The following is a 15,632-nucleotide window of genomic DNA, read 5'->3' as shown; positions in this document are numbered from 1 at the left end:
CGGTTGGATAAAAAGATTTTTCTGTTTATTTCATCTTCACGCTAAGAATTTGTTGTAATTGTTTTAAGTTGGCCAGCGCAGCTTCGTTACCTAGCTTTGCTGCCTGCTCGAATGCAGCCATGGCACGGTTAATGTCCCCGTTAAGGAAATTGTAGACTCCGGTATTGTTGATGAATTCAGCAGTGCTGTGGTCGGCTTTTTCCATAAACTTTACTGCTGCATTCAAGTCTTTTTGTGATAATGCGACAGCTCCTGCATTCAGATTGGCTACGGCATCAGTCGGATACATACGTACGGCAATATCGAATACATTAACGAAATCCTTGCTGCCTTTCGGATAGCTGTTGGCTACCTGATACATTTCGTTCAGACTAAGGTATTTCGGATTTTCCCGGATAATGATGCGTCCTTGTTCAACATCGAAGTTAACAACGGTGTAGTCGATTTTGCAATTCACTTTACGCAGTCCCGGATAAATCTCCTTCAGCATGGTACGGTAAGGAGCTCCGCCACCTACACGCATAATTTCCTGTTTACGTTTGGCGTCGTCAGTCGTATTCTTGATAATGTTCAGGAACGTTTCCTTATCCTTCATTGAAGAAGACTGAAGCGCTTTTACCAATCCATCCCAGTTCTCACCACCAAAAGTCACTTTATATAGTTTGGAAGATACTTTTTCATTCTTGACCAGATAATCTTTCAAAGCTTCCGCACGTTTTTTAGAAAGTTGCTCATTGAAGGCAAGGGGGCCTTCCGGTGAGGCGAAGCCTTCGATACTGATACCTTTTACGGTCAGGTTCCGGTCATTCTGTATTTTGTCAAACATGGCATGGATATTTACCAATTCGGCATGATTGTTCATGAAATCGGTAAGAATCACCGATTTGTTGACCGGGAAATCCAGATGAGCCTCATATTGTTCGCTGCGGTTTTTAACCACTTCTACGGTTGGCTGGATATAGGCAATGATAGGCGACATGGCACTTAAACGTTTGGCTTCGGTAGATACATCATTGGTAATCAGCTCCTGTGCGTTCATTTCCTGATAATTGCCGCATCCGCATAGATTCTCTACCAGCTGCAAGCTGGCATTAGCCATCCAGGATTTATAAGGAATTACCTGTGTATAATTGAAAGTTTCCCTTTTATTATAAGGAACGATGATAGCGGTTGGTTCTTGTTTGGTGATTGCCAATCCGCGGATATATGCTTTTTCGCGTCTTTTGCCATTGATGATGATTTCCTGAAGAGGAACGTTATGTTGCCCGTCTGTCAGCAGTGGGGTCAGACTTAAACTTCGTGCGGAACCTATCGTCAGGTTCTTCATATCGAAAGTCATGCCAACATAGAGAGAGTTACCTTGTTGCCATAAAGATACGTTCGAAAGAGTGAGCGCGTCATTCAGGAATTTTTGTGCATGAGCCGGTAGGATGGCGGCTGCGAAAGCTATAAATAGATAAATAAGTTTTCTTTTCATCATTGTAAGTTTTAGAGAGTTCGATTATTTGATGACATAAATGAAGCTAAGGCCGATTTTAGTCGGACCGAAATAATTGCGGGTGTTATGTCCCAGCTTTTCACATTTACAATCACGGGCATATTTATCATATTCCAGACGGGCATATCCCACTCCGATGGTTGCTTCCATGCTCCAGCGTCTGCTTATGATCCATTGGTATCCGTAGGAAATACCAGCTCCGTACAGGTTGCCATCGTAACGGTCGTGCCCCATTCCGAATATATTCAGATTGCTGACATTCATTTCTCCGTAATGTCCGTGCAAACCGAAGAAACTTCCATTGAAACGCTCGCAGAGCCAGTAGCGCAATTCCGGCTGGACGAGCCAGTGTTTGATTTGACGGTCATCACCGAACTTCCATGGATTGTAGTTACCGGATATGTCGAGCGTCAGTTTCTTTGCCAGTCCAACTTCGATTCCTAAGTTGGGAGTGGAAGTTGCCCAATAGAGAGCATTGGTCTTGATGGCAAATTTGGGTAGATAGGTTTCATTCCGTTGTACCTGTGCATGGATGCTTGTACCGAACACGAGCAGGAAACCGGCTGCTAATAAGATTTTAATTGTTCTCATTTTGTTAGGGTATAGGTTTTATTAAAAATGATAAGCGATAAACAGAAAAGCGGGGAAGTTTGTTGTCGCAACTTGCAAAAAAAGCTTCATCAATGAATGGATAAAGATGTTTTAAGGCATAAATGCTAACAATTTCCGCACATGATGCGTTCATTATATAAAAGTACTCTTGTGTAATCAATATGACAATGATTTCATATATTACTGTTTATTTTTACACACACATACAACTTTAATAACTACAGCCTATGAAAGAGCTTATTAACAACCTGGAAGAACTGAACAGGAAAGCAGAAAAAGGCGGCGGAGACGCTCGCATTGAAAAACAACATTCTGTGGGCAAACTGACTGCCCGTGAACGCATCGATTTATTATTGGAGAAAGGTTCGTTTATCGAACTGGATAAGTTGGTAACCCACCGGTGTACCGATTTCGGTATGGAAAAGCAGAAATTTGCCGGAGACGGGGTAGTGACGGGATACGGTATGATTGGCAAGCGCCTGGTTTATGTCTTTGCACAGGATTTCACCGTATTTGGTGGAGCCCTTTCGGAAACGCACGCTAAGAAAATTTGTAAAGTGATGGACATGGCTATGCAGATGGGAGCGCCTATCATCGGACTGAATGACTCGGGCGGTGCACGAATTCAGGAAGGGGTACGTTCTTTGGCCGGATATGCCGAGATATTCCTGCGCAACTCTATGGCATCCGGAGTGATTCCGCAGATTAGCGCAATCATGGGACCTTGTGCCGGAGGTGCGGTTTATTCTCCTGCATTGACTGATTTTATCCTGATGGTGAAAAATTCCGGTTATATGTTTATTACAGGACCGGATGTGGTGAGAAGTGTAACACAGGAAGAAGTCACTAAAGAGGAGCTCGGCGGAGTAGGCGTGCACATGACAAAGTCCGGGGTAGCCCATCTTTCTGCGGAGAATGATATTGAGTGTATCAATTATATTCGTGAATTGATTTCCTATCTGCCGGGAAATAATATGGAAGAGCCTCCGTTTGTAGCTACAAACGATTCGCCGACCCGTCTGACTCCGGAACTGGCTAATTTGATTCCAACCAATCCGAATCAGCCGTATAATATAAAAGAAATGATTGAAGCAGTGGCTGATGATAATAGTTTCTTCGAACTTCAGGCAGAATATGCAGCGAATATTGTGACCGGCTATATCCGGCTGAATGGAAAAACAGTGGGGGTGGTGGCCAATCAGCCATTGGTACTTGCAGGTACACTGGATATTAACGCATCTGTCAAAGCTGCCCGTTTTGTCCGCTTCTGCGATGCTTTCAATATCCCCTTGTTGACATTGGTAGATGTGCCGGGATTCCTTCCGGGAATTGATCAGGAATATGGTGGAATTATCCGTAACGGGGCGAAATTACTTTATGCTTATTGTGAGGCCACAGTGCCGAAAGTTACGGTTATTACCCGCAAAGCATACGGTGGCGCTTATGATGTGATGAGCTCCAAGCATATCCGTGGAGATGTCAATCTTGCTTTCCCTACTGCCGAAATAGCGGTGATGGGGCCGGATGGAGCTGTGAATATCCTTTTCCATAAGGAAATAGATAAAGCCGGGAAACCCGACGAGAAACGGAAAGAACTTCAGGATGATTATCGCGGGAAGTTTGCCAATCCTTACCGGGCAGCGGAATTGGGATATGTGGACGAAGTGATTGATCCGGCGGTAACTCGTTTGCGGTTGATTCGAAGTTTCGAGATGCTTGCCAACAAACGGCAATCGAATCCTCCTAAGAAACATTCTAATTTACCGTTGTAAGCCTGTTTGTGGATTGAATTCAGGCACGGATTTCACGGTTGCTATGGTAACCTTTATTCTAAAAAACGTGTAATCCGCGTAGTCTGTGCCTGATATTATTAAATTGCTCTTTTCAGTTTTTACTTCTAAAAAGAAAAAGATTATGATAAAGAAAATATTAGTAGCCAACCGCGGTGAAATAGCGATGCGAATCTTTCGTACTTGTCGGGTGATGAATATCGCAACGGTTGCTGTGTATACCCATGTAGACCGCGGAGCTTTGCATGTACGTTATGCGGAAGAAGCCTATTGCATCTCCGAATCGCCCGAAGATACTTCCTACCTGAAGCCGGAATTGATATTGTCCATTGCCAAAAAGACCGGAGCGGCTATTCATCCGGGATATGGTTTCCTGTCGGAGAATGCGGATTTTGCCCGCCGTTGTGAAGAAGAAGGAGTGATTTTTATCGGACCGAGTGCGGACATTATTTCCAAAATGGGAATCAAGACAGAAGCTCGTAAGATTATGCGTGAAGCAGGGTTACCCATTGTTCCCGGAACCGAGACACCCGTGCAGGGGATTGATGAAGTGAAGAAGGTGGCCAATGAAGTGGGGTATCCCATTATGCTGAAAGCACTTGCCGGAGGCGGAGGAAAAGGAATGCGCTTGGTACGTACGGAGGAGGAAGTGGAAACGGCTCTTCGTTTGTCGCAATCCGAAGCGGGGACCTCTTTTGGCAATGATGCGGTATATATTGAGAAATACATCGAGAACCCGCATCATATTGAAGTTCAGATCATGGGAGATAAATATGGAAATGTGGTCCATCTTTACGAACGTGAATGTTCTATTCAGCGTCGTAACCAAAAAGTGATTGAGGAAAGTCCTTCCCCTTTTGTGAAAGAAGAGACGAGAAAGAAAATGTTGAAGGTTGCTGTGGAAGCCTGTAAGAAAATAGGTTATTACAGTGCCGGGACATTGGAGTTTATGATGGATAAAGACCAAAATTTCTATTTCCTCGAGATGAATACTCGTTTGCAGGTAGAACATCCTGTGACGGAGGAGTGTACGGGAGTTGACCTGGTTCGGGATATGATAACAGTTGCCGCCGGAAATCCGTTACCTTATAAACAGGATGATATTCAGTTTAGCGGAGCTGCTATCGAATGTCGTATTTATGCGGAAGATCCGGAGAATAACTTTATGCCTTCTCCCGGGGTGATTACTGTTCGTGAAGCTCCCGAAGGGCGTAACCTGCGTCTTGACAGTGCCGCCTATGCCGGATTCGAAGTCTCTCTGCATTATGACCCGATGATTGCGAAACTCTGTTGTTGGGGACGTACCCGTACTTCTGCCATTTCCAATATGGCACGTGCTTTGCGCGAGTATAAGATTTTGGGAATTAAAACAACGATTCCTTTCCATCAACGTGTATTGAAGAATGCAGCTTTCCTGAAAGGCGAATATGATACAACGTTTATTGATACGCGCTTTGATAAGGAAGATTTGAAACGCCGTCAGAATACCGATCCGACAGTGGCTGTCATTGCTGCCGCAGTGAGACACTACGAACGGGAGAAGGAAGCGGCTTCCCGTGCTACAACACTTCCGGTGGTGGGCGAATCGCTCTGGAAGTATTATGGTAAATTGCAGATGACTGCTAATAATTATTGAATTGAAAATTAAAAAATAACGAAACAGGTTATGGGTACAACATTAGCTACATATTACGCCAAGCTTCAGGACATGCCAGACAGTGAATATAAGGTGGAAATACTGGAGGACGGACCAATCAAGAAGATTGCAGTCAATGGCAAAATATATGAGGTCGATTATAACATGGGTGGCGACTCTATCCATTCGATCATCATCGATCATCACTCGCATGGAGTGCAAATTTCTCCTTCTTCCAATAATTCATATACGATTATGAATAAAGGAGAACTTTATCAGATTGAATTGCAGGGAGAAATGGAGAAGATACATAATGCCCGCACAGCAGCTGAATCCGTAGGGCGTCAGGTGGTACAGGCACCGATGCCGGGAGTAATACTGAAGACGTATGTGAAGAAAGGAGACAGTGTGAAACGTGGCGATCCGCTTTGTGTATTGGTGGCAATGAAGATGGAGAATGAGATACGTTCGGTGACGGATGGAGTAGTCAAAGAAGTATTTGTGGAAGATGGCATGAAGGTGGGATTGAACGACCGGATCATGGTAATTGAATGATTCTCAAAAAAAAACTGGTTTTTGCGTATTTATCTTCAAAAAAATATTTACTTTTGGCAGATAAGTACGCATTTACTTTGATATATCATGAACAACGAACAAACCCAAGAAGTATTATTAGAACAGCTGGAAACGCTAAAGAAGGAAAATGAGCAGCTCAAAAAGGAGCTTTCTATTCTTAGGAATGAGAATTATACCAATCATCCCGTTAGTTTCAAAGAAAAATATGCTGTCAGGATTCTGGACTCTCTGCTGGATATGCTGACTGTCTTCAATCAGAAGGAAGTAGGCATTGAAGTTGTTTCCAGTGAAGAAACCAATCATGTTGGCATATCAAACAAAGATTTTAAGGGAATGTATATGCAGGAGATGGTGCCACCGGAAGCATATCAGAATATTCACTCCAATATGCGTCAAGCTGTCAGCACCGGAACTGTTTCAACCGCACATCATGAATTGGATTTTAATGGTGAACGTCATTATTACGAAAACCGTATTTTTCCGTTGGATGAGGAATATGTACTGATCATGTGCCGTGATATAACGGAGAAAGTAGCTACACAAAGGCAGTTGGAAGTTTTCAAGAGTGTACTCGATAAAGTGAGTGACAGTATTCTTGCTGTATCAGAAGATGGGACATTGGTTTATGCGAATAAGCAATTTATAGAAGAATACGGAGTTACCCAGCAAATGGGGACACAAAAAATATATGATTTGCCCGTCTCTATGACAACAGAAGAGGCTTGGGAAAAACGTCTTCAGGAAATACGTGATAATGATGGCAGTTTTGCTTATCGTGCTGCCTATGTGCGGAAAGGTGAAGACAAGGAGCGGGTGCATCAGGTGTCTACTTTCTTAATTCGTGAGAATGATCAGGAACTGACTTGGTTCTTTACGCAGGATATCACTGATGTTATAAAGAAACGAGATGAACTTCGAGAACTGAACCTGTTGTTGGATGGTATTTTAAATAATATTCCGGTCTATTTGTTTGTGAAAGACCCGGAAAATGATTTTAGGTATTTGTATTGGAACAAAGCATTTGCCGACCATTCGGGTATTCCGGCATCTAAAGCTATCGGGCATACGGATTATGAGATATTTCCGATGCATGGAGACGCGGAGAAATTCCGTAAAGATGATTTGGAATTACTTCAGACTCATAAGCGTATTGATATGCAGGAAACCTATTTTTCCGCAAACGGGGAAGCGCGTATCGTACAGACATTAAAGGCACTTGTTCCGATGGAAGGACGCAAACCATTGCTGATTGGTATCTCTTGGGATATTACTAATCTCCAGAATATTGAGCAGGAACTGATAAAGGCAAGGATTAAGGCGGAGCAATCCGACCAATTGAAAAGTGCTTTCCTTGCTAATATGAGCCATGAAATCCGGACACCACTGAATGCTATTGTAGGATTCTCTCAATTATTGCCTGTTGCTGAAACTGCTGAAGAGAAGAAACTTTATTCGGGTATTATCAATCAAAATTCGGATATTTTATTGCAACTGATCAATGATATTCTGGATTTATCGAAGATAGAAGCAGGGACATTGGAATATATCAAGCGTCCTATGAATCTGGGAGAAGTTTGCCGGACGATTTATGCTGTTCATAAAGAACGTGTGAAAGAAGGGGTAACTCTTGTTTTTGATAATGAGAAGGAAGATCTGCTCATGGAGGGAGATCAGAACCGTATCATGCAAGTGATAACGAATTTTCTGACTAATGCGAGTAAGTTTACCTATGAAGGAGAGATTCGTTTGGGTTTTGAGCGGACGGACAAAAATATTCGTGTGTATGTGGAGGATACGGGCATAGGAATAGAGCCGGAAAAGGTAGATCATATCTTCGAGCGTTTTGTCAAACTGAACTCTTTCGCTCAAGGCACAGGATTAGGGTTATCTATCTGTCAGATGATTATCGAAAAGATCGGTGGAGAAATAGGGGTGACTTCTGAACTGGGTAAAGGCTCTACATTCTATTTCACGATTCCTTATGAAGAAGCCGGAGAACTCGGCAAAATCTTTAAAATGTCAAAGACAGAATCTAAAGGAAATACTGTAAATCGTGTGCAACAAATCAAGAAGATTTTAGTGGCGGAAGATGTGGAAAGTAATTTTATCCTGCTGAAGAATCTGATCGGCAGGGAATATACACTGCTTTGGGCTAAGGATGGAGTGGAAGCCATCGAAATGTATAAGCAGTATCAGCCGGACTTAATTCTGATGGATATAAAAATGCCACGCATGGATGGATTGGAAGCAACGCATATCATTCGTTCTTATTCCAAAGAGATTCCTATTATTGCTTTGACGGCTTATGCTTTTGAAACGGATAAAGATTTGGCTTTGGAGATGGGATGCAATGATTTTGTGACTAAACCCATTGCGGAAAGAGCATTGAGAAAGGCTTTGGATAAATATTCGACTATCGTTTAATGAATAGATGCGACGACAGAAGAGAAAACGTAAGATCATAAAAACGATATAAAAAAGAAGTATGTGCAGAAGCCTCCTCGTAAGGGAACTTTTGGTCGGACACTTTTTTATTTCCGGTTCTCTGAATATTCAATTATCTCAGAAGAAAAGCCCATAAAATTGGTGAATAATTGTGGAATGCTCTACCATTAGAAGCCTGCGGATTTATAATAGAAGCTAGCGGATTTATAGAGGGTGCCAGCGGATTTTTTAACCAGCGGATTTTTAACTTTTTAACCAGCGGATTTTTAATCCGCTGGTCTTGCGTATTAGGATTTTTAATCCGCTTATCGTGTCCGATCGTTTAAAATTCTTTGTCTCTTTCGATTTAAATCGTACATTTATCTCCTCTAATCAAATTAGTATATCAATGGATACTGCGAATCGAGTTTTAGATGAATTATATTTTGTTACTTCTACCGTTGTCGATTGGATAGATATCTTTACCCGTCCTAAATACAAGCATATAATTCTGGAATCACTAGCCTATTGTCAGGAGAAAAAAGGCCTAAGAATTTATGCCTGGGTATTAATGAGTAACCATTTGCATATGATTGTCAGTTCCGGAACAGAAGCAACAGTTTCGGATATTCTTCGGGATTTTAAAAAGTTCACTAGCAAACGTATTATGGCAGAACTCGAAACAGATCCTCAAGAAAGTCGTCGCGAATGGATGTTGGATCGTTTTCGCTTTGCCGGAGCTAATGACAAAAAAATATCTAAATATCGTTTTTGGCAAGAAGGGAATCATCCCGAGTTAATTTATTTGCATGACTTCTTTCTGCAAAAATTGAATTATATTCATAATAATCCGGTGAAGCAGGAAATTGTTGCACGGCAGGAAGATTATTTATATAGTTCGGCGGTGAGTTATGCGGGTGATAAAGGACTGTTGGAGGTGATTGTAGTTTAGGAAGATAAGAGGTTAAGGCGGAGCGGATTATAAATCCTGATACGCAATCAATCGGATTACAAATCCGATTGAACAAGTTACAAATCCGATTGAACAAATCCGATTGAACGATGATGAACGATTGAATGGCGTAAACTTTTTAAAGTAGGGGTAAATTTTAGTGCGGAAACCTGTAATATGGAGAAATGGATTGTAGAAACAAAAAACTAGCCCGGCAAATAGTGAGGCTAGTCTTTTGAAGTCATAAGTCTTTTATTCTTTTATTTCTGGAACCAATATAAACTTCGTATTCGGGAAATACTTCTTCAGCCAGTTTTGAATGAAGTTCATCGTATCATTCTGAATCGTTTTATCTTTTACGGTAGGATACATATTATAAAGTACTGTATCCAATACAATATTGCGCTTTTGTATGGCTTCAAGGCTAAGTAAGGTATGATTGATGCTTCCCAATTTGCCGGAAGTAACAAAAATGAGCGGATAATTCTCTTGGGCAATGTAGTCTATTGTCAGAAGCTCTGCCGTTAATGGAACCATTAAACCGCCTGCGCCTTCGAGCAGAACAAAATCATAGCGTTCACTTAACTCTTCCGTAGCACGTTTGATTTTGTCGAAGTCGATGGGACGGTTATCCAGTTGGGAAGCGAGATGTGGAGAGGCAGGATAAGAGAAAATTTCCGGCATAGTCAGTCCTTTCTTGTCTTCTTCTGTAAAGGGGATTCCCATAATACGACGATGTAGATCAATATCCTCGGAATGACCGACGTTTCCTGTTTGGATAAATTTTTGAGTGATGGTACACTGTCCGTTCTTGTTCCATTCACGAGCTAGAAACCCGGTGGCGTAGCTCTTGCCGGCATCGGTGTCGATACCGCTTACGAAATATACATTCTGTTTCATACTTTTTTCTTTTTTGCGATGATATAAATAGGGTGATAGGTCAGGGACACTGAAGTGCCCTGGGTAAATTTTAGTGTGTAACGTTCACTGAATAACTGCAAGTCACGACGTGTCCGCAGTTGTTGGGAAGAGGTGCCGGATATTCCGGTTACTCCTGTCTGCTTCAAATGATAAAGTACTTTTAGTGGGTTATCAAACGAAAGAGGAATAAGTTCTTCTTCCGAATATAGTATGTCAAAGTGAGATGACAAGGCTGTTACAAGCTCTTCGCGTGAACGATAAGGGAGTCCGTTTCCTGTTAACTCTCGTATCTCTTTCATATTCTCTTGCCCGAAAGTACTGAAAGCGAAATAGCCTTGGTTATTCAGCAGGGCATTGCACCTTTTGAAAAAGTTTTCAGGAGATTCGAACCATTGCAGAGCCGAGCAGGAAGTAATTAATGTGTTTTCAGCGGGGAAAGAAACAGTTTCTGCATCTCCCGGAAGAAAGGAAACCTGTTCTTTTCTTAATATATCTTCACAACAGTACTTCATTTCCGGACAAAGGTCGTTTAGCAATAATTCTTCCGGCCGAAGAGCCTGAAGTAGCATACGGGAATAAATGCCTGTGCCGCATCCGAACTCAATCACTTTTGAACAGGGAAAAGAGACGTGTTCTGTAAGCAGGTGAATCATTTTATCTGCTATCTGCCGTTGTACGTTTGCTTCCTGAGGATAAGTAGCAATGGCTTTAGAAAAACGTTCGGCGATTAGTTGTTTATCCATAAATCGATAATTAGTTGATTTGCATGATTACATTATCAAAAAGGTCTTGTTGATAATGAGCGGCTTCTGCATATTCAAGGGAATCCGCTTTGTTTCTCCATGCCAGCCATTGGCTATCCGGCAGAAAGATACGGTCGTTCTTTCCTATAATGGCTCTTTGCCATGCAAAATCCGACGGTGGTAATGACAAGTATTGCTTTTGTATGGCAGCAAGCTCTTCTTTGAGCTCTTCAACGGGACGTTGGGGAGCTACTGTCTGAAAAGCCTTGTAATCGGCTGCTGAACTACACATTCTTCTTTGAAACTTTTGCAGGGATTGTTCATTCAGTCCTTGCAGGGTTCCTTCGAAAATGGTAGGAGTAATTCCTTTTGTCTCATGTATGGGATAAAGAGTGCCATTGATAGCGATACTTTGGGAGAAGGGCAGGGGGGGATATTGTTGCATTATCTGTGAGGCTGCCCATACTCCCATTGACCAGGCAATGAGGGTGATTTCGGAATATTCTTGCAAAATGCCGGCATCGAACTCTAATGAACGATAATCATAGCAAATCATCCAGTCCTTATCGGTTGGGTGAATTTGCAGGAAGGGAGTTTCATCCATTCCCCAGCCTGCGAAGAAAAGCAATAGATGTTTTTGATTATTCTTTATGATAAAATGCTGTTTCATTCGTTTATTAGTTTAATGAGTTGGTCGATTTCATGTTCAGTGATGTCAGCTGTCAGTGAGAAGCGGATGCGTGAAGTCCCTTCGGGAACCGTAGGCGGACGTACCGGCAATGAGTAGAATCCTTTGCGTTGAATTTCTTCTGCTTTCAATATAGTATCTTCACTTGCTCCGACAATCATAGGGACAATATGGCTTACCGAGGGGCAATTGTATCCTTTGTCGGCAAGTGCGGTCTTTAGTTTGTTACTGATTTGCAGTAAATGAGCTCTCTTCTGTTGGAGGGCAGGCAGGTGTTTTAATATCCACGAAGTCCATTGAATATTAATGGGAGGAAGAGCGGTTGTGAATATAAATGTGCGCATTTTGTTGATTAGATATTCACGGATAACTTGTCGGCAGACAATGTAAGCACCTGCTGAGGCTATCGCTTTCCCGAATGTTCCAACCAAAAGGTCTATATCGTTGATGCAGTCTTGTTCTTCAGCGCATCCCAATCCGTTGTCTCCCCGTACACCGAAAGCATGGGCTTCGTCCACATAAAGAAGAATATTGGAATAGCTCTTTTTTAATTGGACAAGAGCACGAAGGTCGGCTTCATCGCCGTCCATGCTGAATATACTTTCGGTGACAATAATAATCTGCTCGTAAGCGTTATGATTTTCAGCAATCAGTCGTTGCAACTGAGAAATATCATTGTGACGATACCGGATACATTTAGCCGATGATAATTTAATTCCGTCTATCAGGCTTGCATGTATCAGCTTGTCAGCAAGAATCAGTGTGTGAGTATTGCCAATGGCAGGAAGTATTCCTGTATTGGCATGATAGCCACTATTGAATATGAGTGCACTTTCCGTTCCGAACATTGTGGCTAGCTGCTGTTCCAGCTTCTGATAGTCACTAAAATTACCGGTCAATAACCGGGAAGAAGAGGAGGTAGGCAGGAATGTTTCGGGAGTGAGCGTCTTTAAGAATTCCTCCCTCAATGAAATGTCATTGGCCAGTCCGAGATAATCATTAGAAGATAGGTTCAACATTCGTTGTCCGTTCAGCAGAACATCTCGTCCTTCGTGAATTAGCGGCGGGAGAGAACGGTAATTCTTTCTCTCTTTCAAGGTTTGGAGTTCTTGGTTTATATACTCTAATGTCATGAATTATTGTTTTAAGTAATCAGTATTCGATATATGAATGGTTGAAAACGTAATTGCTTGTCTATAAGATGCTTATTGTATGAATAACTATCCGGTAGTTTCTCACCGACCAAGGCATCCTTCCTCGGTGAGGAAAGTTCCGTTCCTCACCGAGGAACACTCTTTTGCTCACCGAGGAACAGATCCTTGTCTGAAAATCCGGTAATATTCTTCTTGTCTGTCATCTTTTTTGAATAACTCTGAGCAACCCGGAGGTCAGTTTACTCAATTGTTCCGGGGTGATGATGAAAGGTGGCATCAGATATACCAGTTTGCCAAAAGGACGTACCCAAATTCCTTCTTCTACAAATCGTTGTTGCATAGTTGCCATATTGACCGGATGTTTCATTTCTATCACTCCAATGGCCCCTAGTACTCTTACATCTGCCACTTGTGGAAGTTCTCGTGCAGATGACAATTCTTCATTTAATTGAGCTTCGATTCGCTTTACTTTTTCTTGCCAACCGGATTCGAGTAACAATCGGACAGATGCATAAGCTACTGCACATGCGAGCGGATTACCCATAAACGTGGGGCCGTGCATGAAAGCTCCCGGTGCGTGATTGGAAATTGTATCGGCTATCTGGTTACTGGTCAGTACGGCGGAGAGGGTCATATATCCTCCGGTCAATGCCTTGCCGATACACATAATATCCGGTTCTACTCCGGCATGTTCCCAAGCAAAAAGTTTGCCTGTTCGTCCGAATCCCGTTGCTATTTCATCGAAAATAAGAAGAATATTATGTTTCCGGCAGAGCTTTTCTGCTTCGCGCAAGTACTGTGGATGATAAAACCACATACCACCTGCTCCCTGTACTATAGGTTCCAGAATAAGTGCAGCCAAGTCTTCCGAATGTTTTTCGATCACCTTTTGTAAAGGCAGTATATCTTCCGGATTCCACTCTCCATGAAACTGGGAAGCTGGAGACGGTACAAAATAACGAACGGGCAGTGCCGAACCGAACAAACTGTGCATTCCTGTTACCGGATCGCATACGGACATAGCATTCCATGTATCACCGTGATAGCCGGAGCGGATAGTGACAAAGTTGTTTTTCTCCGGTTTTCCTGCTGCATACCAATATTGTACAGCCATTTTCAGTGCTACTTCTACAGCTACCGAACCGGAATCTGCATAGAATATTTTCTGCATAGATGGAGGAACCAACGGTAGCAGTAATTTCCCCAATTCAATAGCGGGATCGTGTGTTAGTCCGCCGAACATGACATGAGACATTTTATCTAATTGTTCTTTTGCTGCCTGATTGAGTATTGGGTGATTGTATCCGTGTACAGCACACCACCAGGAGGACATTCCTTCTATGAGTGTCTGTCCGTTTTCGAGGGTAATGGTTGCACCGTCTGCCCGTTTCACTTTATAAACAGGAAGTGGGTGGGTGGTGGAAGTATACGGATGCCAAATGTGTTCGCGGTCAAACTGGGAATCTGCAAAATGATAACCTTCTTCCTGAATCATCTTTTTGTCTTCCGATACTTTGGAACCGAGAGTTGTCAGCAGATCACCCACGATAGCTGAATTAATTCCGATAGATAGTGCTTTGTGCATGGCTTCGGAAGATAGTTGTGAACGTCCTCCGGCAAATCTTAGAAAAGCTGTCGGATTAATAAATCGGAATATAGCAATGGTCTTAAGAATCTCTTCTTCGCTTAAAGGCTTTTCATTTTCTAAAGGTGTTCCGGGTATCGGACTTAATAGATTGATTGGTATGGACTGGACATTCAGTTCTTTTAAAGTGAATGCGAATTCAATCCGTTGCTCCATTGTTTCTCCCATACCGATGATACCTCCGCAGCAGATATCCATACCTACACGACGGGCTGCATCAAGAGTAGCTAGTTTTTGTTCTTGTGTATGCGTAGAGCAGAGTTTAGAAAAATAAGACGGAGCCGTTTCCAGGTTACAGTGGTAACGGGTGATTCCGGCTTCGTACAGGGAACGTAGCTCTTCCTCGTTAAGTAACCCCAGAGAAGCACAAAGTTGAATGGACGAGTGACGTCGAATTTGGCGAACGGTATCGTAAAGTTGGGTGATCTGTTTGGGAGATGGTTTTCGTCCGCTGGTAACGAGAGAGAAACGGTTGACGTCTTGGGCTTCATTGTATTTCGCCTGTCGAAGACATTCTTCAGCGGGAAGGAGATCGTAAATCTCGGCTTTAGTCTTGTAGTGAGAGGATTGTGCACACCATTTACAGTTTTCCGGGCATCGGCCGGACTTGGCGTTGATGATGGAACACATGTCGAATTCGTGCGAGGCACGTGCGACGGTAATCTCATGCGCGGCGGCATATAGCGCCTCACTGTCAGCCATGTTGGCTAGCCAAGCGGCTTGGTCGGGCGAAATATCAATGCCTGCCAACACTTGGTCTTTTATTTCCTGAAGTGTCATAAATGTATGATAAGGGATAGTAATTTTAGCATTCTGCTTACGAAGGGCAACGTCCACAACATTGATGTGCAGATGACCGATTTGGAATTCACGTCCCATACTCGCAAAAGCGGCATAGTTCTTTCTGCCCCAATAACGGAAGCGGGAAAGAAGGGTACGTGTGGTCTGTATGTGGCGTTGTTGCTTCATTGATTTTTTACTTTTGTTCGTTAG

At 42.7% G+C, this 15,632-nt stretch carries 12 protein-coding genes; 5 read left to right on the top strand and 7 right to left on the bottom strand.

Translation table 11 applies throughout. The features are described 5' to 3' along the window. Positions 1 to 25: 25 nt before the first annotated feature. Complete coding sequence (locus GD631_RS19080) at positions 26 to 1,477, bottom strand: DUF3868 domain-containing protein (protein ID WP_143259719.1); 1,452 nt, start codon at positions 1,475 to 1,477, stop codon at positions 26 to 28. A gap of 24 nt (positions 1,478 to 1,501) precedes the next feature. Continuing rightward, entirely contained in the window at positions 1,502 to 2,089 is a 588-nt protein-coding gene (locus GD631_RS19075; protein ID WP_143259562.1) for a DUF3575 domain-containing protein, read from the bottom strand. Positions 2,090 to 2,337: 248 nt separating this feature from the next. Between GD631_RS19075 and GD631_RS19070 the strand changes: the two genes are divergently transcribed. The 5 genes from GD631_RS19070 to GD631_RS19050 all read left to right on the top strand — a co-directional run bounded on the left by GD631_RS19070 (position 2,338) and on the right by GD631_RS19050 (position 9,488). Then, positions 2,338 to 3,882 carry an acyl-CoA carboxylase subunit beta gene (locus GD631_RS19070; RefSeq protein WP_143259563.1) on the top strand — a complete coding sequence of 515 codons (1,545 nt, stop codon included), beginning with the start codon at positions 2,338 to 2,340 and terminating at the stop codon, positions 3,880 to 3,882. A gap of 142 nt (positions 3,883 to 4,024) precedes the next feature. Continuing rightward, positions 4,025 to 5,536, top strand: coding sequence for an acetyl-CoA carboxylase biotin carboxylase subunit (accC, locus tag GD631_RS19065; protein WP_143259564.1), 1,512 nt, complete (start codon positions 4,025 to 4,027; stop codon positions 5,534 to 5,536). 30 nt (positions 5,537 to 5,566) lie between these two features. Further along, a complete protein-coding gene (locus GD631_RS19060; RefSeq protein WP_004314803.1) occupies positions 5,567 to 6,091 on the top strand; it encodes a biotin/lipoyl-containing protein in 525 nt (174 codons plus the stop codon). Between the two features lie 87 nt (positions 6,092 to 6,178). Continuing rightward, the gene (locus GD631_RS19055) at positions 6,179 to 8,536 is read left to right on the top strand and encodes a hybrid sensor histidine kinase/response regulator (protein ID WP_143259565.1); all 2,358 of its coding nucleotides are present in this window, start codon (positions 6,179 to 6,181) and stop codon (positions 8,534 to 8,536) included. A gap of 409 nt (positions 8,537 to 8,945) precedes the next feature. Next, positions 8,946 to 9,488, top strand: a complete 543-nt coding sequence (locus GD631_RS19050) for an REP-associated tyrosine transposase (protein ID WP_015532943.1) — start codon at positions 8,946 to 8,948, stop codon at positions 9,486 to 9,488. A 252-nt stretch (positions 9,489 to 9,740) separates the two neighbouring features. Here the strand turns inward: GD631_RS19050 and bioD are convergent, their stop codons facing one another. The 5 genes from bioD to bioA form a co-directional block, all read right to left on the bottom strand. Further along, positions 9,741 to 10,388, bottom strand: a complete 648-nt coding sequence (bioD, locus tag GD631_RS19045) for a dethiobiotin synthase (protein ID WP_143259569.1) — start codon at positions 10,386 to 10,388, stop codon at positions 9,741 to 9,743. Then, positions 10,385 to 11,152 carry a malonyl-ACP O-methyltransferase BioC gene (gene bioC / locus GD631_RS19040; RefSeq protein ID WP_143259571.1) on the bottom strand — a complete coding sequence of 256 codons (768 nt, stop codon included), beginning with the start codon at positions 11,150 to 11,152 and terminating at the stop codon, positions 10,385 to 10,387. The genes bioD and bioC overlap by 4 nt, the downstream gene beginning before the upstream one ends. Positions 11,153 to 11,162: 10 nt before the next feature. Further along, the gene (locus tag GD631_RS19035) at positions 11,163 to 11,822 is read right to left on the bottom strand and encodes a DUF452 family protein (protein WP_143259573.1); all 660 of its coding nucleotides are present in this window, start codon (positions 11,820 to 11,822) and stop codon (positions 11,163 to 11,165) included. Then, the gene (locus GD631_RS19030) at positions 11,819 to 12,973 is read right to left on the bottom strand and encodes an 8-amino-7-oxononanoate synthase (protein ID WP_143259575.1); all 1,155 of its coding nucleotides are present in this window, start codon (positions 12,971 to 12,973) and stop codon (positions 11,819 to 11,821) included. Before GD631_RS19030 ends, GD631_RS19035 begins: the two co-directional genes overlap by 4 nt. A gap of 220 nt (positions 12,974 to 13,193) precedes the next feature. Then, entirely contained in the window at positions 13,194 to 15,608 is a 2,415-nt protein-coding gene (gene bioA, locus GD631_RS19025; RefSeq protein WP_143259577.1) for an adenosylmethionine--8-amino-7-oxononanoate transaminase, read from the bottom strand. Positions 15,609 to 15,632 lie beyond the last annotated feature (24 nt).

The sequence above is a fragment of the Bacteroides luhongzhouii genome (assembly GCF_009193295.2).
In the GTDB taxonomy this organism is placed as follows: domain Bacteria; phylum Bacteroidota; class Bacteroidia; order Bacteroidales; family Bacteroidaceae; genus Bacteroides; species Bacteroides luhongzhouii.
This window is presented reverse-complemented; position numbering and strand designations above follow the sequence as displayed.